Origin of the sequence: Sphingomonas lenta (assembly GCF_002288825.1) — a bacterium.
Lineage (GTDB): Bacteria > Pseudomonadota > Alphaproteobacteria > Sphingomonadales > Sphingomonadaceae > Sphingomonas > Sphingomonas lenta.
This window is the reverse complement of the sequence record NZ_NSLI01000005.1, coordinates 19,721-43,387: the sequence shown is the minus strand read 5'-3', so window position 1 is coordinate 43,387 and position 23,667 is coordinate 19,721. Positions and strand designations below refer to the sequence as shown.

21 protein-coding genes and 1 tRNA gene are annotated in these 23,667 nt (G+C 71.8%); 9 read left to right on the top strand and 13 right to left on the bottom strand.

The genetic code is table 11. The features are described from left to right. Positions 1-4 precede the first annotated feature (4 nt). The 3 genes from CKY28_RS15525 to purC all read left to right on the top strand — a co-directional run bounded on the left by CKY28_RS15525 (position 5) and on the right by purC (position 1,517). Positions 5-289 carry a type II toxin-antitoxin system Phd/YefM family antitoxin gene (locus tag CKY28_RS15525; protein WP_095999308.1) on the top strand — a complete coding sequence of 95 codons (285 nt, stop codon included), beginning with the start codon at positions 5-7 and terminating at the stop codon, positions 287-289. Continuing rightward, a complete protein-coding gene (locus tag CKY28_RS15520; protein WP_095999307.1) occupies positions 286-636 on the top strand; it encodes a type II toxin-antitoxin system RelE/ParE family toxin in 351 nt (116 codons plus the stop codon). The genes CKY28_RS15525 and CKY28_RS15520 overlap by 4 nt, the downstream gene beginning before the upstream one ends. 101 nt (positions 637-737) lie before the next feature. Further along, positions 738-1,517 (top strand): phosphoribosylaminoimidazolesuccinocarboxamide synthase, encoded by a 780-nt coding sequence (gene purC / locus CKY28_RS15515; RefSeq protein ID WP_095999306.1) that lies wholly within the window; start codon positions 738-740, stop codon positions 1,515-1,517. A gap of 3 nt (positions 1,518-1,520) precedes the next feature. Here the strand turns inward: purC and CKY28_RS18820 are convergent, their stop codons facing one another. After that, on the bottom strand, positions 1,521-1,670 hold the full coding sequence (locus tag CKY28_RS18820) for a hypothetical protein (RefSeq protein ID WP_176473131.1): 150 nt from the start codon (positions 1,668-1,670) through the stop codon (positions 1,521-1,523). A gap of 171 nt (positions 1,671-1,841) precedes the next feature. Here CKY28_RS18820 and purS point away from each other — a divergent pair, with 171 nt between their 5' ends. The 4 genes from purS to CKY28_RS15495 are packed head-to-tail and all read left to right on the top strand — an operon-like array spanning position 1,842 to position 3,457. After that, positions 1,842-2,072, top strand: coding sequence for a phosphoribosylformylglycinamidine synthase subunit PurS (gene purS / locus CKY28_RS15510; RefSeq protein ID WP_095999305.1), 231 nt, complete (start codon positions 1,842-1,844; stop codon positions 2,070-2,072). Next, a complete protein-coding gene (gene purQ, locus CKY28_RS15505) occupies positions 2,069-2,734 on the top strand; it encodes a phosphoribosylformylglycinamidine synthase subunit PurQ (protein WP_095999304.1) in 666 nt (221 codons plus the stop codon). The genes purS and purQ overlap by 4 nt, the downstream gene beginning before the upstream one ends. 40 nt (positions 2,735-2,774) lie before the next feature. Further along, positions 2,775-3,011 carry a hypothetical protein gene (locus CKY28_RS15500; RefSeq protein WP_141243968.1) on the top strand — a complete coding sequence of 79 codons (237 nt, stop codon included), beginning with the start codon at positions 2,775-2,777 and terminating at the stop codon, positions 3,009-3,011. A 2-nt stretch (positions 3,012-3,013) separates the two neighbouring features. After that, entirely contained in the window at positions 3,014-3,457 is a 444-nt protein-coding gene (locus CKY28_RS15495) for a PIN domain-containing protein (protein ID WP_176473130.1), read from the top strand. Here CKY28_RS15495 and CKY28_RS15490 read toward each other — a convergent pair. Continuing rightward, positions 3,454-4,194: a queuosine precursor transporter gene (locus CKY28_RS15490; protein ID WP_095999301.1), complete on the bottom strand. Its 741-nt coding sequence runs from the start codon at positions 4,192-4,194 to the stop codon at positions 3,454-3,456. The two genes, CKY28_RS15495 and CKY28_RS15490, sit on opposite strands and share 4 nt — an antisense overlap. 60 nt (positions 4,195-4,254) lie before the next feature. Between CKY28_RS15490 and CKY28_RS15485 the strand changes: the two genes are divergently transcribed. Then, positions 4,255-4,331, top strand: a tRNA-Arg gene (locus CKY28_RS15485). 6 nt (positions 4,332-4,337) lie between these two features. Here the strand turns inward: CKY28_RS15485 and CKY28_RS15480 are convergent. The 4 genes from CKY28_RS15480 to CKY28_RS15465 form a co-directional block, all read right to left on the bottom strand. After that, positions 4,338-5,540: a sensor domain-containing phosphodiesterase gene (locus CKY28_RS15480; protein ID WP_176473129.1), complete on the bottom strand. Its 1,203-nt coding sequence runs from the start codon at positions 5,538-5,540 to the stop codon at positions 4,338-4,340. 108 nt (positions 5,541-5,648) lie between these two features. Beyond that, positions 5,649-6,944 carry a L,D-transpeptidase family protein gene (locus CKY28_RS15475; RefSeq protein ID WP_095999299.1) on the bottom strand — a complete coding sequence of 432 codons (1,296 nt, stop codon included), beginning with the start codon at positions 6,942-6,944 and terminating at the stop codon, positions 5,649-5,651. Positions 6,945-7,005: 61 nt separating this feature from the next. Further along, positions 7,006-8,442 (bottom strand): M48 family metalloprotease, encoded by a 1,437-nt coding sequence (locus CKY28_RS15470; RefSeq protein ID WP_176473128.1) that lies wholly within the window; start codon positions 8,440-8,442, stop codon positions 7,006-7,008. A gap of 238 nt (positions 8,443-8,680) precedes the next feature. Then, on the bottom strand, positions 8,681-9,535 hold the full coding sequence (locus tag CKY28_RS15465; protein WP_095999297.1) for a trypsin-like peptidase domain-containing protein: 855 nt from the start codon (positions 9,533-9,535) through the stop codon (positions 8,681-8,683). A 77-nt stretch (positions 9,536-9,612) separates the two neighbouring features. On the opposite strand from CKY28_RS15465, the gene CKY28_RS15460 reads away from it, so the two are divergent. Beyond that, positions 9,613-10,680, top strand: a complete 1,068-nt coding sequence (locus tag CKY28_RS15460) for a catalase family protein (RefSeq protein ID WP_095999296.1) — start codon at positions 9,613-9,615, stop codon at positions 10,678-10,680. A 159-nt stretch (positions 10,681-10,839) separates the two neighbouring features. Here CKY28_RS15460 and cysN read toward each other — a convergent pair whose 3' ends face one another. The 7 genes from cysN to CKY28_RS15425 form a co-directional block, all read right to left on the bottom strand. After that, positions 10,840-12,735 (bottom strand): sulfate adenylyltransferase subunit CysN, encoded by a 1,896-nt coding sequence (gene cysN / locus CKY28_RS15455; protein ID WP_095999295.1) that lies wholly within the window; start codon positions 12,733-12,735, stop codon positions 10,840-10,842. Positions 12,736-12,928: 193 nt separating this feature from the next. Next, on the bottom strand, positions 12,929-13,825 hold the full coding sequence (cysD, locus tag CKY28_RS15450; protein WP_425442536.1) for a sulfate adenylyltransferase subunit CysD: 897 nt from the start codon (positions 13,823-13,825) through the stop codon (positions 12,929-12,931). Positions 13,826-14,103: 278 nt separating this feature from the next. Then, positions 14,104-17,820: a PAS domain S-box protein gene (locus tag CKY28_RS15445; protein WP_095999293.1), complete on the bottom strand. Its 3,717-nt coding sequence runs from the start codon at positions 17,818-17,820 to the stop codon at positions 14,104-14,106. 56 nt (positions 17,821-17,876) lie between these two features. Beyond that, complete coding sequence (locus CKY28_RS15440; protein ID WP_176473127.1) at positions 17,877-20,792, bottom strand: VIT domain-containing protein; 2,916 nt, start codon at positions 20,790-20,792, stop codon at positions 17,877-17,879. A gap of 62 nt (positions 20,793-20,854) precedes the next feature. Continuing rightward, positions 20,855-21,721 (bottom strand): EamA family transporter, encoded by an 867-nt coding sequence (locus CKY28_RS15435; RefSeq protein ID WP_217989602.1) that lies wholly within the window; start codon positions 21,719-21,721, stop codon positions 20,855-20,857. Between the two features lie 61 nt (positions 21,722-21,782). After that, positions 21,783-22,307 (bottom strand): hypothetical protein, encoded by a 525-nt coding sequence (locus tag CKY28_RS15430; RefSeq protein WP_095999291.1) that lies wholly within the window; start codon positions 22,305-22,307, stop codon positions 21,783-21,785. Positions 22,308-22,332: 25 nt separating this feature from the next. Continuing rightward, the gene (locus CKY28_RS15425) at positions 22,333-23,658 is read right to left on the bottom strand and encodes a hypothetical protein (protein WP_095999290.1); all 1,326 of its coding nucleotides are present in this window, start codon (positions 23,656-23,658) and stop codon (positions 22,333-22,335) included. Positions 23,659-23,667 lie beyond the last annotated feature (9 nt).

The window sequence follows — 23,667 nt, the reverse complement described above, 5'->3', positions numbered from 1 at the left end:
CCCCATGCGCCTGTCCACGCAAGTCAAGCCGATCAGTTACGTGAAGGCCAACGCCGCCCAGATCATCGACGAATTGGCCGACGGCGGCGAGCCGGTGGTCGTGACGCAGAACGGCGAGGCTAAAGCCGTGATGATGAGCGTTCACGAGTATGAGCGGACCAAGGAGACGCTGGCGTTGCTGCAAATCCTGGCGCTCGCCGAACGCAACATCGAGCAGGGCAGGACCCGGCCCGCACGCGAGGTGCTTGAGGAGCTTCGCGCCAAGTACGCCCGGCGTCCGGCCGCGTGAGCCGTACGGATCGGTACGAAGTCGTCCTCGACGCTGGTGCGGAGGACGACCTCCGATCGACCGCCGCGTATTTGGCCGAGGTCTATCATGAGGACGCCGCGGCTGAGTTCGTGGACGCCGTGTTCGATCGCATCTCGGTGCTGGAGCGGTTCCCGGGCCGGGGGTCTGCCCCGAAAGAGCTCGAAGGCATCAACCGGAAGGGCTATCTACAGGTTCTGCTCGGCCGATACCGCATCTTCTACCGGATCATAGGGGAGCGCGTCGTCGTGGTGCTGATCGCCGACGGCCGTCGCGATATGGGACGGCTGCTCGCCTCCCGCCTCCTCGCGCCCGACCCGCCCGCCTGATTGCACCCCCCTCCCCCTTCCCCTATACGCGCCCGCTGACTTGACGCCCCGGCACGCCGCCCGCGCCGCCGGGGCCGTTCTTTCCAGGGGAACCGCCGACCATGGCTCGCCGCCGCCAGATCTACGAAGGCAAGGCCAAGATCCTCTACGAGGGTCCGGAGCCCGGGACGCTGATCCAGTATTTCAAGGACGACGCCACCGCCTTCAACGCCCAGAAGAAGGGCACGATCAACGGCAAGGGCGTGCTCAACAACCGCATCTCCGAGCACGTCTTCACGCTGCTCGACAATATCGGCGTGCCCACCCACTTCATCCGCCGCCTCAACATGCGCGAGCAGCTGATCCGCCAGGTCGAGATCGTGCCGATCGAGGTGGTGGTGCGCAACGTCGCCGCCGGCTCGCTGTCCAAGCGCTTGGGGCTAGAGGAGGGCGTGAAGCTCCCCCGCACCATCATCGAATATTACCTCAAGGACGACGCGCTCGGCGATCCCATGATCACCGACGAGCATATCGCGGCGTTCGGCTGGGCGAGCCAGGAGGAGATGCACGACATCGCCGACCTGGCGATCCGCGTTAACGACTTCCTGTCGGGCCTGTTCGCCGGCATCGGCATACGGCTCGTCGACTTCAAGCTCGAGTTCGGCCGCATCTGGGACAACGACTATTCGCGCATCATCCTGGCCGACGAGATCAGCCCGGACGGCTGCCGCCTGTGGGACATGGAATCGGGCGAGAAGCTCGACAAGGACCGCTTCCGCCGCGACCTCGGCGGCGAGGTGGAGGCGTATCAGGAGGTGGCGCGGCGCTTAGGGCTCCTGCCCGAAGGCGGGGACAACCCCGTCCTCGACTTCGACAGCCACCGCAAGCGGCGCGGCAAATAGGAGTCAGGTCCGCGCCTTGTAGCCGCTGATGGTGCCGAACACGAAGGCGCTGAAGATTGCGAGCTGGATATTCCCCTGCGGGTCGTCCCAGCCGAAATAGCGACCTCCGAACGCGAACAGCGCGATGAACATCGCGATGGCGAGCCAGACCATGTTCCACCCCCTTGATCGTCGTGGACCAGGGCGAGCGTGTGTTCGCGCGCCTCGGGAGCATAGTGGATGCGGCTTAACCTCTTGCCGGTCCGTCGCCGGAAAGGGTTGACGCTTGCGACACCGGCGGGCGGGCGGCATAGGCCGCAGCGACCGCAGAGGAACCGAGCTCCCATGAAACTCCGCATCTTCGTGACGCTCAAGCCCGGCGTGCTCGACCCCCAGGGGCGCGCGATCCAGCACGCGCTGGGCTCGCTCGGCTTCGACGGCGTGAACGACGTCCGTGCGGGCAAGCTCATCGAGATGGACGTGGCCGACGGGACGGACGACGCCGCCGTAGACCGGATGTGCCGTCAACTCCTCGCCAACACCGTGATCGAGAATTACCGGGTGGAACGCGCGTGAACACCGCGGTCATCGTCTTTCCCGGCTCCAACTGCGACCGGGACATCGCCGTCGCGCTGGAGCAGGCGACGGGACGCCGTCCGGCGATGGTCTGGCACACCGAGACCGAGCTGCCCCAAGGGGTCGGCGCGGTCGCGGTGCCGGGCGGCTTCTCCTACGGCGACTATCTCCGCTCGGGCGCGGTCGCCGCGCGCTCGCCCGTGATGCGCGCCGTCGCCGACGCCGCGGACAAGGGCACGCCCGTGCTCGGCGTCTGCAACGGCTTTCAGGTCCTGACCGAAGCCGGCCTGCTGCCCGGCGCGCTGATGCGCAACGCCGAGCTCAACTTCGTCTGCCGCGACGTCGAGCTCGAGGTCGCGAACGCGGACACGCTCTTCACCAGCCGCTACCAAGCCGGCGAGCGCGTCGTGTTCCCCGTCGCCCATCACGACGGCAACTACTACGCCGACGACGACACGCTCGACCGCCTGGAGGGCGAGGGCCGCGTCGCCTTCCGCTACGTCGCCCCCGTCAACGGCTCCGCCCGCCACATCGCCGGCATCCTCAACGAGCGCGGCAACATATTGGGCCTCATGCCCCACCCCGAACGCGCCGTCGAACCCGCCCACGGCCGCGACCACGGCCGCCGCCTGTTCGAGGGCCTGCTGGAGGCGGTTGCCTGAGCGACGGCCCCCGCCTAGCGTCGCGGTCGGAGGACGCTTCATGACCAAGATGACCGTTGGAGAATTCGAGGCGGACCCCGCGCGGGCCATCGCTATGGCGGAGGCGGGCGTGACGGTGGAAGTTGTCCGCGACGGCCAAGCGATCGTCGAACTCAGGCCCACATGCTCGGTGTCGGACGTTGAACGTCGCCTCGCGGCGCTCGATCGGATTGAGGCCCTGATCGGGCCTGGCACCGCATTCGGCAAAAAGTTCAGCTACGAGGAGCGCACCACCTGACCGTGGTAACGCTCGATACCAACATCTTGGTCTACTATGTTGACGCGGATGCAGGGGAGCGACATGCGTCGGCCGTCGGGCTCATGCGACGGTTCGCCTCTGCCCAAGGCGTGTTGTCGCAACAGGTCGTCGGCGAGTTCCTGAACGTCGCAAGGCGGTCCTCGCATCTTGATGAGGACGTCATCCGCACAATCGCCGTCGAACTCATCTCCACCTTCCCGATCCTGCCTACCCCGCTCGACCTGCTGCCCGAAGCGTTCGACCTGTCCCGACGTCACAAGCTCCAGTACTGGGACGCGCTGATCCTGACGGTCGCCCGCGCGAACGGGGTTGCCACGCTGCTCACCGAAGACATGCAGGATGGCGCGACCATCGACGGCGTCCTGATCCTCGACCCGTTCAACCCCGCCAACCGTGCCCGCCTCGACGCCCTCCTGCCTGCCTAAGCCCGAACCCGGAACGGCGTGAAGTCCGTGCCCCGGTCGAACACGTCCACCCCCTCCGCGCGCTTGAGGGAGCCCACCACCGCGTAGGTGACCGGCGTCAGCAGCACCTCCCAGCCCACCTTCAGCGCCCATTGCGTGAACAGCACGGTGACGACGAGCCTCGGCGTCCACCCCTCCGCGCCCCAGAAGGCGAGCGGGTAGAAGAGTAGGCTGTCCACCCCCTGCCCCACCACCGTCGACCCGATGGTGCGCGCCCAGAGGTGCCGCCCGCCCGTCCAGACCTTCATGCGCGCCAGCACGTACGCGTTGACGAACTCGCCCGCCCAGAAGGCCGCCATGCTCGCGAACACGATGCGCGGCACCTGCCCGAACACCGTCTCGTACGCCGCCTGATTGGTCCATGCCGGCGCGGGCGGCAGCGCGACCACGACCCACGCCATGAACGCCATGAAGGCGGTCGCCGCGAACCCCGCCCAGATCACCCGCCGGGCGCGCGCATAGCCGTACACCTCGGTCAGCACGTCGCCGATGATGTAGCTCAACGGAAAGAACAGGATGCCCGCCCCGAACGGCCACGGCCCCACGCCCGGCAGCACGACTTCGGCCACCTTGCCCGCGCCGAGCACGTTGGACAGCAGCAACACCGCCACGAACGCGCTCATGACGAAATCGAAATAGCGGAAGCGCCCCGCCTCCAGCTCCCGCGCGGCGACCGCCGGCTCAGCCCCCTTGTCCATGGCCGCGATTATGCGGGCGGTTCCGTCGCCGGGCAATCCGCGCTACTTGGGCTCCGGCGCGCGCCCGTAGCTCAGCTGGATAGAGCACGAGCCTTCTAAGCTTGGGGTCGCAGGTTCGAACCCTGCCGGGCGCGCCAGCCCTCTCACGCTTCCCAGGGATCGACGGGCGGTCCGAACAGGAAGCCCTGCGCCGTCCCGATCCCCAGCGCTTTCAGCGCGCGGAGCTCGCCCTCCGTCTCTACGCCCTCCGCCACCAGCTCCGCGTCGATCCCTCGCGCGAAGCCCGTCAGCGCCGACAGGAGCGCGCGCTTAGCCGCGTCGGCATCGACGTCGCGCACCAGGCCGATGTCGAGCTTCACGATCTCGGGCCGGATCTGCAGGACGTGCCGGAAGTTCGAGTGCCCCGCGCCCATGTCGTCCACCGCTACGCGCAGCCCGCGGGCGCGGAGTGGCGCCAGCGCCTCGTTCAGCTCGGCGTAGCGCCGCACCGCCTCGTGCTCGGTGATCTCCACGATCAGCCGGTCGAGGGCGGAGCCGCCCAGCGCGTCCGCGAACTCCCGGTGCACGATCGTGTCAGGCGAGGCGTTGATGCTGACGGGGATCTCCGGCGGCAGCACCCCGCACCCGTCCAGCGCGGTGCGCACCGCCAGCATCTCCAGCTCGCGGCCCAGCCCCACCTCGGCGGCGGTCGCGAACCACTGGTCGGGCGTGCGGTACAGCCGCGCCCGAAACCGCGCCAGCGCCTCCGCGAACGCCACGCCGCTCCCGTCGAGCCGAAAGGCGGGCTGGAACGTCATCCTGATCGCCCGGTCGCGCAACACCGCGCCCACCAGCGCGCGCTTCGCCTCGCGACGCTCGTCGGCATCGACGTCCTGCTGGATCCGTTCGGCGGCGAGCTGGGCGAACGCCTCCATCGTCGCCAGGTCGCGATCGGTGAGCGCCTGGTCGGGCTGGAACGCGAAGCAGCAGAAGGTGCCGTACACGCGCCCGTCGCGCAGGCGTATCGGCACGCTCAGATGCGCGCCGACGGGCAGCGCCGCGGTGGCCGGCAGCCCCGCCGTGAACGGGTGCTCGGCGGGATCGCGGATCAGGCCGGGCAGCGCTCCCTCCGCGACCCAGTGGCAGTAGCTCTCCTCCAGCGGGTCGGACCCGCCCACCTCGATGCACCGCGTGCCCTCGTCCGCGTCCACATGGCGGAAATGGCGGCGGCCGTGCAGGAACTCGGAGACGAAGGCGACCTTCATCCGCAGATGCTCGCGTACCGCGCGCAGGATCTGCTCGATCGTCGCGACGACCGGCATCGGGATCGCGGGCGGGACGGCGGGCGTGATCTTGGACATCAGCATGGGCGGGCCGCGCGATCGGTTGCGAACGCCCATAGCTAGCGACGCGGTTCTTGACGAAAGGTAACCGGCGCCGCCCGAACGATCCGTTACGGACGGAACTCCCGCGACTTAGCCGCCCGCGGCCTCCGCGTCGTCCGCGGCGACGTAGCGTCCGACCAGCGCGCCGTCGCGATCGTACGGGTCGCCCCGGAACAGCACGCCGTCCGCCGTCCCCTCCGCGGTCAGATAGGTGATGTAGACGGGGACGGGCTCGGGCAGCGGTACGTCCTCCTCGACCTTCGGGTCCTTGCCCGCCGGCATCTCGCCGAACAGCCACGTCGCCAGCCGCCCCGCATCCTCGACCCGCACGCAGCCGTTGCTGATCCACCGCTCCGCGCGGCCGAACAGCGACTTGTCGTTCGTGTCGTGGAGATAGATGCCGTAGTCGTTGGGCATCATGAACTTGATGCGGCCCATCGAATTGTTCGCGCCCGGCAGCTGTCGCACGCGCAACTCGACGCTCCCGTCCGCGACCGCCCGCCAGTCGACGCTCGCGGGATCCACCTCCTCCGCGTCCGCCGTCCAGTCGGACAGCAGCTGGTAGCGCTCGGACGCGATATGCCCGAGCCCCTCGGACAGCACCTTGGGCGCGACCAGCGTCTTCGCCAGGTCGACGGGCACGTTCCAGTACGGGTTCACGCTGGCGTAGCGCATTACCGCAGCCATCACCGGCGTGGGCGACGCGGCCTTGCCGACGATCGCCTTCATGCTGTCGGTGACCTTGCCGTCCTCGACGAGGAAGATGCGTGCCGCGCCCGCGTCGACGAGCACGTATCGCCCCTTCTCGTCCGACCCCGGCAGCGTGCGCGCGCGGTCCAGGTTCACCATCAGCACGCGCTCGTAATGCGCGGCGCCCCGGTTGAGCGACTCGACGGTGGCCGCGCCCGCGACGCCGTCCGCCTTGATGCCGTGCACCTGCTGGTAGCGCTTCACCGCCCGGGCTAGCGCCGCGTCATACTTGTCGCCGGGCGCCAGCCCCAGCCGCTCGCGCAGCGCGGCTACGCGCCCGCCGGCCGCGCCGGGCTTGAGCACCGGCCCCGCCTCGACCTCGACCTGCGGCAGGCCACCCCATTCCGACCGGTAGCGCTGCAGCCCGCGCCGTAAGGACGTGTAGAAGAGGCTGACCGGCTGGAACAGGTCGATCGGCGCACCCGGCTCGTACTTGATGCCCAGCTCGCCCATCAGCCCGGCGCGCTCGCGCACGCGGGGCGCGATCTCCGGGTCGACATAGATCATGTCCACGCCCTGTTGGATGGAGGGCGGGATGTCGACGGGCTCGATCGGCTTGTCGTCGCGCCGCCACTGCGCCTGCGCGGGGCAGGCGACCGAGGCGGCCAGGGCGAGCAGGAGGAGACGGCGGATCATCGCGAACTCTTTGACATTTCGACGTGAACTCTACCCGAACCGTCGGCCAACCGCACGCGCTTCATCGCGCGTCCGCGTACGCCACGACCTTCACCCGCTCGCCCGGCCGGATCGGCTGGTCCGCGCTCCGCCCGTTCAGCAGCAGGAACAGCGCCCGCCCGTCCCCGCCCGCCATGCGCGCCGCCAGCGTATCGAGCGTCGCGCCCGCCGGGGCCGCCACCGTGCGGATCACGCGCGGCCGCAGGGACGCCGCCTCCGCCGCCGACAGCAGCCGGAACGACCCGAACAGCGCCTCGATCGCGGTGCCCGCGTCGGCGTCCGGCGGCGACAAGGTCAGGAAGTGGTAGGCCTGTCCGCCCCCGCCCTCATAGGCCGCGATCCGGATCGGCACGACGCCGCTCCGCCCCTGCACCCGCAGGTCGAGCAGCACCGCCGGCACGCCGTTCACGACCGTCCGCCGCGCGCCGGCCACCTCACCTTGCGCGTTGCCCGCGATATGCGCCGCGAGCGACTGGGCGTAGGCGTCGAGTCCGCCTTCCGGCATCGCTCCGCCCCCGAACTCGCCGCGCACGCCGCCCGGCCCCGACAGGTAGATCGCGCGGGGGCTGTTGGTCAGCGTAAAGCCCTGCGGTGCCTCGAACGCGATCCGCATCTCCGGGTGCGCGAAGCGGCGGCCGAGCACGAAGCCCTGTTCCGGATCGTCGCCGTAGAGCAGCCCGTCCACCTGGCCGAGATACGCCTCCTCCCGCTCCGGCAGCTGGTCGTCCTGGAGCCCCGTCGCCTCAGCCGCCTCCCGCGCCCGCGCCACGCGGTTGCCCGTCAGCGGGTGGCTCAGCGCCCATTCGGGGATCGACTTCGCCTCGTCGCGCCCGCCGGTCGCGTTCATGAACTGCTCGTTGCGTTGGAGCGAGGCGAGCATGTCCGCCGCCGCGTACGGGTCGTACCCCGCCTCGCGCAGGTAGCGCAGGCCCAGGTCGTCGGACTCGTACTCCTGGCGACGCGAGTAGCGCAGCCCGAAATATTGCGCCGCCTGTCCCGCCAGCCTGGTCAGCCGCTCCGACCCCGTCAGGCTCACCGCCAGCACGCCCAGCTGCCGCCACACCGACCGCCTGCCCTGCCGCTGCGAGTGCCGCCCGACGATATGCCCGACCTCGTGGCCCAACACGGACGCCAGCTCCGCCTCGCTCCCCACGATCGCGAACAGCCCGCGCGTCACGTAGATGTAGCAGCCCGGCACCGCGAAGGCGTTGACCACGTCCGAGTTGACCAGCGTGAAGGTGCAGCTTCCCTCCAGCCCCGCCGCCGCCGCCACGCGCCCGCCCACTTGCGCCACATACGCCGCCTCCGGCCCCGCATAAGCCCCGCCGAACTCGGCCAGCAGCCGCGGGTGCTGCTCGGCTCCCGCCGCCCGATCCTCGTCGGACACGGTGACCGGTCCCGCCTCCGGCGCGGGCCCGCCACAGCTCGCGAGCAGCAGGGCGGTCGCCGCCGCGAGCACCTTTCCTCCCGCCTTTCCCGTCACCCCGGGCTTGACCCGGGGTCCATGCGCGTACGCCCCGTTCGCGAAGGCGCTCGCCGACAGAGGGACGCGCGTGGATGCCGGAACAAGTCCGGCATGACGAAGAAAGGGGAACCAGCTCAAATGAACCCCAGCACGAACAGGAGCAGCAACGTCAGCCCCAGCGACACGACCACGGAGCCGACGCACCCGAGCTTCCGCGACAAAAAGAAGAACATCAGCCGCCCCTCCCCACCACCTGTTCCATCACGCGCCGCGCCGTGTTCGACGGCACCGCGAAGCCGATCCCGACATTGCCGCCGGCCGGCCCGACGATCGCCGTGTTGATCCCGATCACCTGGCCGCGCATGTCGATCAGCGGGCCGCCCGAATTACCCGGGTTGATGGGTGCGTCCGTCTGGACGTAGCTCGTGCCCCGCCCGCGCGGGCCGCGGCCCAGCGCGCTGACGATGCCCGCCGTGACCGTCTGCCCAACCTGAAACGGGTCGCCGATCGCGACGACGTAATCGCCCACCGCCAGCCGCTCCGAGTCGCCCAGCGGCAGCTGGGTGAGGTTCCGCGCCGGTATCCGCAGCACGGCGATATCCACGCGCGGGTCGCCGCCCAGCAGCTCCGCCTCGACCTGCCGCCGGTCGTTGAGCGTCACCTGGATCGCCCGCGCGTTCTGCACGACGTGGACGTTGGTCAACACCAAGCCCCGCTCGGCGTCGACGATCACGCCCGACCCCGCCGCCAACCGGGGCGCGTCCTCAGGAACACCGAAATAGCGCCGCCAGAACGGATCGCGCAGCAGCGGGTTCTCGTTCTGCGGCGAGGCCTGCAGCACCGCGATGTTGACCACCGCCGGCGCGGTCCGCGCGACGAGCGGCGACAAGGTCAGCCGGTTCGCGTCGCCCACCGCCGCCGCGGGCACGGGCGGCGCCAGCGCGGCGGGCGACCGGCTCGCGACCAGCCACTGGAACGCCCCCGCGCCCAGGAACCCGGCCAGCAGCCCCAGGAGCAGGATCGCCGCCCAGGGGACACGCGCCCTCCGGGTGACGGGGACGCTCGGGCGTACGGGTCGCGCTTCCATGCGGCGCACAACGGCGAAAGCGCCCGGAGGTGCCGCCGGAACTTGGCCCGCGCTTCGGCGGTTCCCATGTTCACCGAATGTCCCGCCCCCTCCCCTACTCCCCGGACCTGGAGCGACCCGACCCGAACGAGCCCGAGCTGTTCGAGCGGATCGCCGCCGTCATGCGCGCCGGCGGCGAGCTCGCCCGCGACGGCGAAGGGCCGGGCGGCCGCCTGAGCCACGTCCAGACGCTCGCGGCGTTTAAGGGCGAACTCGTCGTCCACGATCTTCCGCCCGAGCTCGCCCAAGGCGCGTTCGCCCGCCCACGCACTTACCCGGTCGTCGCCCGCCTCTCGCACTTGCCCGGCGAGGACCTGGACAACCGCGGCGTCTCCAGCCCCCGCGGCCTGTCGATCAAGCTGTTCGGCGTCGACGGCCGGCCCCTCGCCGACCACCAGGGCGGCACCCAAGATTTCGTGCTGGAGACCGCCCCCGTCTTCAACGCACGCTGTCCTCGAACCTTCCTCGCCGCCATCTCGACCGTGGAGGCGAGCGCGCCCTTCCCGCAGTTCGTCAAGCACGGCGTCTCCGCCGCCGCCCGCGCCGCCAACCGCGTACTGGAGACGGTGGGCGCGCCATCGGCCAACCTCGACGTGATCGGCCATCCCGCCATCCACCCCTTGTCGGAAAGCTACTACAGCCAGGCCCCGATGCGCTGGGGCGATTACGTCGCCAAGCTCGGCGCATTCCCGGCGCCCGCGCAGTCCGACCTCCGCTTCCGCGCCGACGAGCCCGACGCGCTCGCCCACGCCGCGTCCGACCGCATCGCGCGCCACGGCGCCGAATGGACCCTCGCCGCCCAGCTCCGCACCGACGCGGACGCCATGCCGATCGAGAACGCGCGGACGCTCTGGCCCGAGGAGCTCAGCTCCTACCGCCCCGTCGCCACGCTCCGCTTCCCACCCCAGAACGCCCTCGCCCCCTCCCGCGTCCGCGACGTCGAAGCCCTGAGCTTCTCCCCCGCCCACTCCCTTGAAGCGCACCGTCCCTTGGGCGGCATCATGCGCGCGAGGCTCGCGCTCTACACGCAACTGGGCTGCGAACGCCGCCGCCAAGCCGGCCTCCCCACGACCGAGCCAGCCAGCCCCGACGTGATCGCGGACTGATTTCTCCTATTCCTCCCCCGCTCACAGCGGGGGAGGGGGACCAGCCGCAGGCTGGTGGAGGGGGAGCTACGGGATGCGGCATCGCCCTGTACCCCCACCACCACGCCCTGCGGGCGCGTTCCCCTCCCCCGCAACTACGTTGCGGGGGAGGAGCTTAGATCACTCCCCCACCACCAACCGCACCACCATCTCCGCCGCCTCGTCCGGCGTCACCCGCGTCGTGTCGATGCGCAGCTCCGGCTCGACCGGCGGCTCGTACGGACTGTCGATCCCGGTGAAGTTTCGGAGCTCCCCCGACCGCGCTTTCCGGTACAGCCCTTTCACGTCCCGCCGTTCCGCCTCGGCGAGCGGCGTGTCTACGAACACCTCCACGAACTCGCCGGGCGCCATCAGCGCGCGCACCATCTCGCGCTCGGCGCGGAACGGCGAGATGAAGGCGGTGATCACGATCAGCCCCGCGTCCGTCATGAGCCGCGCCACCTCGCCCACGCGCCGGATGTTCTCCACCCGGTCGGCGTCGGTGAACCCCAGATCGCGGCACAGCCCGTGGCGGACATTGTCGCCGTCGAGCAGGAAGGTGTGCCGGTTCATGCGCCGGAGCTTCTTCTCGACGAGGTTGGCGATCGTCGACTTGCCCGCGCCGCTCAGGCCGGTGAACCACAGGACCAGCGGCCGCTGGTTCTTGAGCTCGGCCCGGCTCTCGCGCGTCACGTCGAGCGTGTAGGCGTGCACGTTCTTCGCCCGCCGGAGCGCGAAGTGCAGCAGCCCCGCGCCCACGGTCGCGTTCGTCTCCTTGTCGATCAGCACGAACCCGCCGAGATCGCGGCTGTCGGCGTACGGCTCGAAGACGATCGGGCGGTCGGTCGCGACGTTCGCGACGCCGATGCCGTTCAGCTCCAGCGTCTTGGCCGCCAGATGCTCCAACGTGTCGACGTCGACGCGGTATTTCGGCGCCTGCACCTGCGCGGTGACCGTCTGCGTTCCCAGCTTCAGCCAGTAGCCGCGGCCCGGCAGCAGCGGCTCGTCCGCCATCCACACGATCGTCGCCTCGAACTGGTCCGCGACCTCCGGCGGCGCTGCGGCGGCCGCGATCACGTCGCCGCGCGAGCAGTCGACCTCGTCCTTGAGCGTCAGCGTCACCGACCGCCCCGCCTCCGCCTGGGGCAAGTCGCCATCGAACGTCACGATCCGCTGGACGCTGCTCGTCCGCCCCGACGGCAGCACGCGCACCGCGTCGCCGGGCCGGACCGTCCCGTCGGTTACCAGCCCCGAAAAGCCGCGGAACGACTGGTCGGGCCGGTTGACCCACTGCACCGGCATCCGGAACGGCCGCCCCGCCGCTGCATCCGCGTCGACGGGCACGGTCTCCAGATGCTCGATCAGCGTCGGCCCCGCATACCACGCCATCGCCTCCGACCGCGCCGCGACATTGTCCCCCCGGAAGCCGGAGATCGGGATCGCGACCGTCTCCCCCGCCCCGATCCGCTCGGCGAAGGCGGCGAACTCGCCCACGATCGCGTCGAACACGCCCTGGTCGTAGCCCACCAGGTCCATCTTGTTCACCGCCAGCACCATCCGCCGCACGCCTAGCAGGTGCGTGAGGTACGCGTGCCGCCGCGTCTGCGTCAGCACGCCCTTGCGCGCGTCCACCAGGATGACGGCGAGGTCCGCGGTCGACGCGCCCGTCACCATGTTGCGCGTGTACTGCTCGTGCCCCGGCGTGTCGGCGACGATGAACTTGCGGCCCTCCGTCGCGAAGAAGCGGTAGGCGACGTCGATCGTGATCCCCTGCTCGCGCTCGGCGGCGAGCCCGTCGACGAGCAGCGCGAAGTCGATCTCGCTTCCTTGCGTCCCCACCCGCCTAGAGTCCGCCTCCAACCGCTCGAGTTGGTCCACGAAGATCTGGCGGGAGTCGTACAGCAGCCGCCCGATCAGCGTCGACTTCCCGTCGTCCACGCTCCCGCATGTGATGAAGCGCAGCAGGTCCTTCCCCTCACGCGCGCGGAGATAGCCGTCGATGTCGGATGCGACCTGGGCGGGTGGTCGGTAGCTCATCTCCCTCTCCCCTCCGGGGAGAGGGTGGCCGAGCGCAGCGAGGTCGGGAGAGGGGCAGTGCGCCACCACCTCGACGCTGCCCCTCTCCCCTGCCCGCATCGGGTAAACAGCCCCCCGGGCTGTTTAGGCCATGCCGGGGGCATGGCCGACCCAATGCGCCCCAGAGGGGAGAGGGAGACAGTGTAGCCCCCCATCAGAAATACCCCTCCCGCTTCTTCTTCTCCATGCTCGCCGCCTGGTCGCGGTCGATCGCCCGGCCCTGCCGCTCGGACGTCGTCGTCAGCAGCATCTCCTGGATCACCGCGTCCAGCGTCGTCGCCCCGCTCTCGACCGCCCCCGTCAGCGGATAGCACCCCAGCGTCCGAAACCGCACCGACCGCTCCACGGGCGTCTCGCCCGGAGCCAGCCGGAACCGCTCGTCGTCCACCATCAGGATCAGCCCGTCGCGCTCGACGGTGGGCCTCGCCGCCGCGAAGTAGAGTGGCACGATCTCGATCCCTTCGCGCCGTATATATTGCCACACGTCGAGCTCGGTCCAATTCGACAAGGGGAACACCCGGATCGACTCGCCCCGCCGCTTCTTCGCGTTGCACAGCCGCCAGAGCTCCGGCCGCTGGTTCTTCGGGTCCCACCCGTGCCCCGCCGACCGGAACGAGAATACCCGCTCCTTGGCGCGGCTCGCCTCCTCGTCGCGCCTGGCGCCCCCGAACGCAGCGTCGAACCCGTGCTGGTCCAGCGCCTGCCGCAGCCCTTGCGTCTTCCACAGATCGGTGTGCAGCGACCCGTGGTCGAACGGATTGATCCCGCGCGCCTCCGCGTCCGGGTTGCGGTGGACGATCAGCTCCATCCCCGCCGCGGCCGCCGCCCTGTCGCGCAACGCGTACATCGCCCGGAACTTCCACGTCGTATCCACATGCAGCAGCGGAAAAGGCGGCACGCCCGGAAAGAACGCCTTGCGCGCCAGGTGCAGCATCACGGCGGAGTCCTTCCCCACCGAATACAGCATCACCGGCCGCTCCGCCTCGGCCGCGACCTCGCGCATCACGTGGATCGCCTCGGCCTCCAGCCGGTCGAGATGGGTCATCGGCATGCCCGTCATCTAGACGCGCGCGGCCGCCGGATCAGCCGGATTTCCGCTGCGCCCGTCCCAAGCGAAGCTTCGCGCTCGGGCCCGCGCGCCCGGCGCGACGATCACGGTCGATGGCGACCTATGCCTGGTGGTCGCGCCGGGGGCGTGAGATCGATACGGATATCATTCCCTTTCCGTTCGTGCTGAGCTTGTCGAAGTACCGTCCTTCTTCGCTGCCGTAAGAAGAACAGCCCTTCGACAAGCTCAGGGCGAACGGAAGGTTGGAGAGAGCCCCATCCCTACCGCCGCGCGCACCGCACGCCCAGTTCCCTGAGCGCCTCCGCCAACCGCCCGCCCGTGAACGGCCTGGCGATCACGCCCGCGCAGCGGTCCCCCGCCAGCCGCTCGCGCAGGCCGGCCTCCTCTCCCGCCGCCACCGCCAACAGAATCGGCATGTCCGCGTGCAGCGCGCGCAATTCGGCGAGCACCGCGTCGCCCGCCTTGTCGGGCAAGCCGGCGTCCAGCACTACCGCGTCGTACCGGCCCTGCGCCGCGCGAACGCGCCCCAGCACCTCCGCCGCCGTCGCCGCCTCGTCGACCGAGTAGCCCACCCCGCCCAGCGCCTCGGCCGCCAGCGCGCGCACCGTGGCGTCGCCCTGCGCGATCAGCACGCGCTTGGTGGTCCCCGCCTCCAGCACGTCGCGCACCTTCTGCGCCAGCGCTTGAAAGGTGAACGGCTTGGCGATCATCTCCACGCCGGGCTCCAGCCGCCCGCCATGCATGATCGCGTCGCGCGTATAGCCGCTCGTGTAGAGCACCTTCAGCCCCGGCCGCCGCTCGCGCGCGACGTCCACCAGCTCGCGCCCCGACATGCCCGGCATCACCACGTCGGTGAACAAGAGGTCCACCTCCTGCCCCTGGCGGTCGAGCAACCGGAGCGCCGACGGGCCGTCATGCGCCTCCAGCACCCTGTACCCCAGCTCGCGCAGGCACTCGACGGTATAGGCGCGGACGTCGTCGTCGTCCTCCGTCACCAGCACCACCTCGGCGCGCCGGCTCACCTCCAGCCCCGGCGTCAGCACCGCCTCCTTGGCCTCCTCGGCCCCGCTCAGCAGCCTGGGCAGGTACAGCTTGACCGACGTGCCGCGCCCCTCCTCCGAGTAGATCTTCACATGGCCGCCCGACTGCTTGACGAAGCCGTACACCATCGACAGCCCCAGCCCCGTGCCCTTGCCCACCTCCTTGGTGGTGAAGAAGGGCTCAAACACCTTGTCCAGCAGCTCGCGCGGCATGCCCTCGCCCGTGTCGGTCACGGTGACGACGACGTACTGGCCCGGCGCGACCTCGGCGTGGGTCGCGCTGTACGCCTCGTCGAGCCGCGCATTGGCGGTGTCGATCGTCAGCGACCCTCCCTGCGGCATCGCGTCGCGCGCGTTGATCGCCAGGTTCAGGATCGCGCTCTCCAGCTGGTTCGGGTCCGCCTCGACGCGCCATAAGCCGGGCGAGGTCACGATCTCCAGCTTCACCGTCTCGCCCAGCGAGCGGTTGAGCAGGTCGCTCATGCCCGGCACCAGCTTGTCCACGTCGACCGGCTTGGGCGCCAGCGGCTGGCGGCGGCTGAACGCCAGCAGCCGTTGCGTCAGCGACGCCGCCCGCTCCGCACCCTTCTGCGCCTGGTCGAGCGCGCGGCGCACGCGCGGCTCGCCGCCCGCCTGCTCCAGCGCGCGCAGCCCCATGTCGATGTTGCCGACCACCACCGTCAGCAGGTTGTTGAAATCGTGCGCGATCCCGCCCGTCAGCTGGCCGACCGCCTCCAGCTTCTGCGCCTGGCGCAGCGCCTCCTCGGCGCGCGTGCGCTCCTCCACCTCCTCTTGGACGCGGCGCTCCAGCGTCCGGTTGAGCTCGCGCAGCTCCTGCTCCGCGCGCCGCCGGGCGCTGATGTCGTTGAATAGGATCGCGACGCGCCGCTCCTCCGGCCGGCCGGTGCGAAACGCGTGCACGTCGTACCAACGGCCGAACGGCGCCGCCTCGTTCTCGAACCGCGCAGGTTCGCCCGTCAGCGCCACGCGTCCATAGGTGTCGAACCAGTGGCGTTCCAGGTCGGGGGCGAACTCGCTCACCCACTTGCCCGCCACGTCGCCCGCGCCCGTCTGCCGCGCGAACGCCGGGTTCACCTCCGTCATCCGGTAATCGACCGCGCGCTCGCCCTCGAACCTCATCTCGACGATGCAGAACCCAGCGTCGATGTTCTCGAACAGGGCGCGGTAGCGCGCCTCGCTTTCGCGCAAGGCACCTTCCGCCTCGCGCCGGTCGTGGATGTCGAGGACGGAGCCGACATAGCCGAGGAACTCGCCGCCCGACCCGAACCGCGGCGACGCCGCGTCGATCGCCCAGCGATGGCCGCCGTCCTTGTGGCGCAGCCGGTACTCGAGACGGAACGGCGTGCGCGCCGCGTTCGCCTCCAGGAAGACGCGCTCCGCCTCCGCCGCATCGTCGGGATGCGTCGCCTCCAGCCAGCCGAAGCCTTCGGCTTCGGCTTCGCTCTGCCCCGTGAATTGGTACCAGGCGCGGTTGAGATAGGTGCAGTAGCCGCTCGGATCGGTGGTCCACACCATCACGGGCGCGTGGTCCGCCATGTTGCGGAACCGCTCCTCGGCTTCGCGTAGCCGCTGCTCCACGGCTCGACGTTCGGTCACGTCGACGGCCCCGACCACGCCGGCCACGATCCGGCCCTCCACGTCGCGCACGGGCGAGGCGGAGTTGAGGAAGAAGCGCCGCTCCCCGGTGTCGAAGCGCACGCTCTCCACCAACTCGTCGCGCACCCTCTCGCCGGTCAGCAGCGCGCGCGCCATTCCCCATTCATGCGCCTGAATGCGCTCGCCGGTCTCGGGCCAGTAGCCCTCCCATTCGCCATAGCCCTCCCAACCCGCCGTGTCCGGCGGCACGCCCCACAGCTCGCGATTGGCCGCGTTGTCGCGCAGGATGCGGCCGGCCGCGTCCGCCACGATCACGCCTACCGGCATGGCGTCGATCACCGCGTTCAGCAGCGCCTCGCTCTCCGCGAGCGACGCCGCGATGCCGACGCGCTGGACGTGCGCCCAGCTCCGCTCCGTCACCTCGCGGATCGTCAGGAGTTCCGCTTCCGTCCAGCGATGCGGCCGGACGTGGTGGACCGCCATCAGCGCGGTGAGCCGGCCGTCCTTGACCAGCGGCATGCAGATCGTCGCCGCGATGCCGATCGCCTGGAACGTCGCGGCCTCCTCCGGCGCGATCTCCCGGGAATTGTCGTTGATGACCAGCGGCCGCCCGGCCCCCAGCTCCTGGACCGCCAGCTTGCCGAAGTCCGCCAGCCGATACCGCCCCACGATCGACCGCGACCCCGGCGCGGCCCAGTCGCCGCGGATCGTGAACCCGTCCTCGTCCGGATCCATGTCGGCGTACGCGCAGATCGACACGCCCATGCGCTCGCCGACGACCCGCGTGGTGGCCGCCAGCACCGCATCCGCGTCCGCCAGCCCCGCGGTCGCGCTACCGAGCTCGTCGAGCAGCGCGAGCCGCGCCGCGCTGTCGCGCAACGCCGCCGCGTGCTCGTGCTCGGCCGTGACGTCGCGCGAGACGGCCAGCAGCTTCTCCGGCCGCCCGTCCGCGTCGTCGATGGGCGTCACCGTCACGTCCCACCAGCGGGACGCGCCCTTGAAGGTGCGCGCATGGCCCTGGAACCGCCCGAAGCGCCCCGCGCGCGCCTCGTCCATCGCGGCCAAGACCTTGGCCCGCTCCTCGCCCTCCCAGAAATCGGACCAGCACCCGCCCGCGACCGCGCCGAAATTGTCGATCTCCATGGCGCACATGCCGTTCTCCGACATGAACTCCAGCCGCCCGCCGAGATCGAGCAGCTTGATGCAGTCGGCCGAGCTCTCCAGCATCCGGCGCAGCAGCTCGTCGCCCATCGCGGGCGGGTCGGCCCGGCGGCCTCGATCGAACGCGTCGCGGGCCGGCGTTTCACCTGGATCAGCCATCGCCCGACCGTTAACCGTCCGCCCGCGGTTCCGCCAGCGGTCTTGGGGCCTCTAGGTCAGCGCACCACCACCCGCCCGATCCGCCGCTGCCCGCGGTCGCTGCCCGTCAGCTCGATGTCGACCGCCTCCTCGCGCTCGGTCGGCCGGCCCCAGTCGCGGATGATGCGCGCGGCGATCAGCGACGCGCCGTTCGGGTCCAGCCGGTCGGCCGCGAACACGTTGGCGCTGACCTGGAACGCGCCCGACGGCGCGCGACGGATCCAATACTCCTCCGGCCCATACCCCTGCGTCATGTCGTCCGACAGGTGCCCGCCCGACCGGCTGCGCGGGTGGCTGTAGATGGCGCGCTCGCCGCTCGGCTCGTCCACCCACAGGTCCAGGTCGGTCGCGTCCGTGGTCCAGTCGACCACCACCCGGACGTCCGCGTCGAGCGGCTTGACCAGCCTCGGGTCGAGCTCGGCGCGGCCGCCCAGCCGCCGCAACCGCGGGATCAGCGCATTCGCCTCCATCAGCGAGATCATGTCGATCCCCGCCCAGCGCGCGTCCAGCGGCTCGGTCGCCACCGCCCCCAGCAACGCCACCGCGCGCTCCAGGTCCGCGCGCGCGCCCGCCGCCCCGGCCGCCGCCCGCTTGGCCAGCGCCAACGCCAGCAGCCGCCTGGGCTGCGGCCGCGACGGGTCGAGCGCCGCATGTCGCTCGCGCAGCTCCACCGCCCGGTCGATCGAACCGTACCGCTCCAGCCGCGCCGCGACGATCCCCAGCGTCACCTCATTGGCGCTGGGCGTCTCCAAGGCGGCGAGCACCGTCTCCACCGCCTCCGCCGTCCGCCCGCGCCGCCGCAGCCACTCCGCCACGTCCAGGTAGAAGGCGGGAAGCGACCCGTGCAGCCGCTCCTGCTCATCGAACACCGCGTCGAACCGCTCGGGCGCGGCGTCCAGCGCCTTCAGGTACGGCCGGTCCGGCTGCCACGCGTCGATCTGCACCGCCGGGCGCGCGTCGGGCGCCGCGGCCGTCCGCCGCTGCCCCGCCACCACCATGTCCTGCACCGCCTCGGGTGCGGCCGGCGCGGGCGCCATCACGGGCGGCGGTGGAGGGGGCGGCGGTGGAGGCGGCGGTGCACCCGCGTCCCCCCGCTGCGGCCGCACGCGCGATCCGGTCACGACGATGCTCTCGCCCCCGCCCTCGGCCGTCTTCACCGATCCCGGCGCGGGCGGATCGAAGCGCCGCTCCCACCACGCGACCTGCTCGCCCCACTGCTTCACCACCAGCGCCAGCCGCCCTTCGCGCTCCTCCCCGCGCCTAGTCTCCGCGGCTTTGAGCAGTTGGAGGTAATCGGCGCGCATCTCGTCGGGGAAGTTCGCCGGCGGCGCGATGTCCGCCTGAACGTAATCGGCCGGCGTCTCCAGCACCAGGAACGACAGGCTCGGCGACGCGATCGAGTAGCGGCGGCTGAGCGCCACGTAATCGGAACGCCGTTCCGTCGCCCCCAGCGTCGCCAGCCGGTCGCGCGCCAGCAGCGCCCCCTCGCCGTCGAACGCCGGTGCGTCGGCCGGGACCGCGCGCGCGATCCGCCCGCCGCCCGTGGTCGACACGCTCACCCCGCCCGCGTCCGGCGCGCGCGCCAGCACCGTCCAGCGCCCGGCCTCCGCGGGCAGCGCCACGAACGGCAGCGCGCGGCCGGCGCCGTCCGCCACCCCCGTCACCGCCGGCCGCATCGCCACCACCGCGTCCGCGACCTCGTTCCCGTCGCGCCCGACCAGGCTGTGCAGCCGCCCGCCGCCCGCCTGCGCCATGTGGCGCAGCATTCCCAGGTCCGCCGCCGCGCTCGACGTCACCGCGTCCAGCGGGCAGGCGGGCTGGAACCGCGCGGCGCGGTCGATCGTCGCCGCCCCGTCCGAGAACAGGAGGCACCGGTCCGCCGGCCCCTCTCCGCCCAATCCCTCGAAGCTCGTCCCGCCCCGATACCGCAGCCCGCGCAGCCGCTCGACCGCGGCCGCCGGCGTCGCCGCCGTGAAGCGCACGGGCGCGCTCGAGTTGAACGCCACGATCTCAACCGCGCCCGGCCGCCAGCGCTCGAGCACCCGGGCCACCACGCCCAGCTCCGCCTCCAGCCGGTCGCCGATCCGCGAGCGCGACCGGTCCCAGTAGATCCGCACCCGCTCCGGCCGCGCCGCCCGCCCCGTCGGCAGCGCGCCCGACAGCTGCAGGTAGCGTTCGCCCGTGGGATGCCGGCTCGCCAACGCGTCCGGCAGCGCGGGCGGCCCCAGCACCAGGTCGCCGTCCAGCGGCTCCGCCCCGCCCTGCGCCCGCGCCTCGAACCCGCCGTCCGCCGCGCGCATCCGCGCGACGCCGCGGCCCGGCAGCACCAGGGTCGGCGCGGCCTCCGCCCCCTCGCTCCGCACCGCGATCGACCAGCCCTCGGTCGGCCGCGCCAGCTGGATCGGCATCCGCAGCCCCTCCGGCCCGACCGGCGCCGCGAAGCGCACGCGGATCGTCCGCCCGCCCGGCCCGATGGGGAACACGCGCGTCCGGAACGTCCCCTCGGGCGTCACCTCCGCCAGGCCGGGGTCGATCCGCTGACGCACCCGCGCCTCGTACACCGCCTTGGCCTGCGGCCGGTCGACGAGCACCCCGTCCACCAACCGTCCGCCAATGTCGAGCGCATAGCCCGTCACCACCGCGTCCGCCGGCAGCGCCAGTCGGAAGTCGCCCTCCACCGTCTCCGGCCCCGGATAGGCGAAGCTCACCGTCACCTCACCCCGCGCGACCGCGCCCCGCGCGTCGAGCGTGAGGTCGAACCGCTTGGGCGGGAGCTGGCGCCGCGCCGCCTCGCTGCGCACGCCCGCCACCAGCGCGGTGAGGCTCGGATTGCCGTGCGCCACCGCCGCTTCCGCCGGCTCCCGCTGCGACGACGCCGCGCCCGCCCCGCCCGCGAGCCACAGACTCAAGACCAACCACCCGCGCAGGCGCATGCCGACCCTCCCCCGTTTCATGAGAGGTTATAACACAAACGCAGCGACGTCCATGCGGCCGATCACGACGCCGGCGCGAACTGCATCAGCACCAACCCGCCCGCCAGCAGCGCCGCCGCGGCGACGCGCCGCCGTCCCATCGCCTCGCCCAGCACGCGCCCGCCCAACAGCGCCGCCCACACCACCGACGTCTCGCGCAGCGCCGACACCTTGGCGACGGCGAGCAGGCTGAACGCGTACAGCGCCGACCCGAACGACAGCACCGACAGCCCGCCCGCCGCGACGCCGTAGCGCCACCGCGCCTCCAGCGCCGCCCGGAGCGCCCGCCGCCGCGTCGCCACCGCCAGCACCGTGATCGGCACCGCGTCGAGCAGGAACAGCCAGACGATATAGGTGAGCGGCTCCGGCGCGACCCTGACCCCGCGCGCGTCCGCCGTGTTGTACAGCGCCACGCCCACGGCCGTCGCCAGCGCCCATCCCAGCCCCGCGCGGTCGGGATGCGCCCGCAACCCCGTGGCCTCCGGCGGCCAGGCGAAGACGAGCAGCGCCCCCGTCGCCGCGACCAGCCCCGCCCAGCCCAGCGGGTGCAGCCCCTCCCCCAGCAGCGCCGCCGCCGCGACCGCGGTCAGCAACGGCGCCGCGCCCCGCATCACCGGGAACACCAGCGACAGCTCGCCGCGCCCCATCGCCCGGACGAGGCACAGCTGGTACGCGAAATGCGCCGGCATCGCGACCGCCAGCGCCCCCCAGGTCGCAGCGTCCGGCGGCGCCGCGAACAACAAGGCCGGCGACACGAGCACCGCCGCGCTCGCCGACAACACGGCGCGCCCGACGAGCACGTCCACCCCCATCTTCACGGACAGGTTGGCCGCCGCGAGCGTGAGGGCGGAGAACAACCCGAGCGCGGCGCCCAGCGCGGCGTCGGTCAAGTCGCCGCTCCCGTTCCCATGCGGGTTTCAGACTTGGATCGAGGACGCGTAAGCCGCGCCGTCAGAACGAGGGCGGCGGCCAGTCGCGGCCGGCGACGCCGTCCGCCGTGCGCGCGGGCTCCACATCGGCGGGGAGCGACGCCGCCCAGCGCACCAGCCACGCGCCCTCGCCCAGCACTCGGAGCGGCAAGGGCGCGCGCCCGTCCCAACGGTCCATCGCCGCGTCAAACGCCGCCACCCTCTCCTCCATGAACTCGCGCCGCACGCCGCCCGCGAAGCACACGGCCGCGCCCGCGTCGCGCACCAGCGCCTCCGCCAGCGCCGGCACCGCCTCCACCACCCGCGCCTCCTCCGCCGCGCCGAACGCGAGCGAGAGGTCGGGCCCGCTCAGCGCGAACTCCGCACGCCGCCCGACGCGCCGGTCCAGAAACAGCGACACCCCCGCGGCCAGCTCGACCAGCAACCCAGGCCCGTCCGCGACCGACAACCCCAGCGCCCGCACCCGCGCCGACAGCGCAGCCTTCAGCGCCGCGTCGTCCGGCGCGTCGCCGCGCCAATAGGCATGGACGGGGATGAAGGACGCCACGGCCCGCTTCTACCCGCCGCCCGCGTCAGCGCAACAGGTCCCCGTTGCGCACCACCCCGATGCCCGCGTCGCGCAACGCCCGCTCCATGTCGGGCGAGACGTCGTCGACGTACACGCGGAACTCCGCGCCGTAGCGCTCGCGCACGAAGTCGCGCTTGTCGATGAACTTGTCGAGGTTGCGCTGGAAGTTGTCGCTGCCGCGCCTGACCATCACGTCGGCGCCCGTCTTGACCTCGCCCGCGATCGCCTGGCCCGCCGGCGTGCGAAACACCACGTCGATCTCGATCGGGCGGTTGCCCCGGCGGAACGACGCGCCGAAGTCGACCAGCGTGTTGCCGTCATCGGCCAGGCGCGACGCGACCTGCATCTCCCGGATGCGCCCGATCAGCGATCCCCAGCTCTGCCCCGCCCGCTCGAAATTGCCGGACGCGACGTGCCCCTGGAACGTCTCCCACTCGCGCGCGATCGTGCGCGCCGCCGCGTCCGCCTTATTGGCGATGCCCGTGGGCAGCTTGGACGCCAGCCGCGTCGCGTCCACGATCGTGTCCACCGCCTCGCCCAGCTTGGCGAGCTTCTTGGCGGTGTCGAGCTGGCCCGCGCCGGGCACGAGGTTCAAGCCGAAGTCGACCAGCCGGTCGACCCAGGTGTACGGCACGCCGGTCAGCTGCTGGGTGATCGTGCCGATCAGCACGTCGGGCGCGGTCTGCAGCGCGCCCTGCCCCAGCCAGATCGCGATCGCGGGCAGCGCGAACTCGACGGCCACCGCGCGGCCGCCCACCTCGATCACGCCGTGGTCCGGCACGGCGGCGGCGAGCGCCCGCTCCTCCGCCGACAGCGGCGCGCCCTTGTCGAGCGCCATGGCGAAGGCGCGCCCCTCGTCGCCCGCCGCGTCCGGGCCGCCGAGCACCGCGTCGAGGTAATGCCCCATCTCCTGCGCGACCACCTGCCGCAGCGTCGCGGGGTCGGAGAGCAGCGCCTCGTTCAGGTAGATCGTGCCGCCGTCCGCCGCGGCGTAAGCGCCGAGCGCTCCGCCCAGCGTCGCCCCGTCCACGAAGGCGACCGCCGGCCGGTCCAGACCGCCGCCCGCGATCCGCGCCGCCAGCGCGTCCGCCTCGCCCGGCGAAAGCTTGCCGGCGAACGCGTCGCGCAGGATCGCCGAGAACGCCGCCGGGTCGTCGCGCGCCACCGCGCCCGCGCGCGCCGCGAAGTCGTCCAGCGCCCACTCGGCCGCGTCGTCCCGGACCCGGCCGGCGTCGAACGGCCTCCCGGCCGTCGCCGATGACCCGACGGACGTCGGATCGAGCGGGCGGATGTCGAACCGCGGTGCCAAGCCGCCGAGAGTCGCCGTCATGAGAGCCTC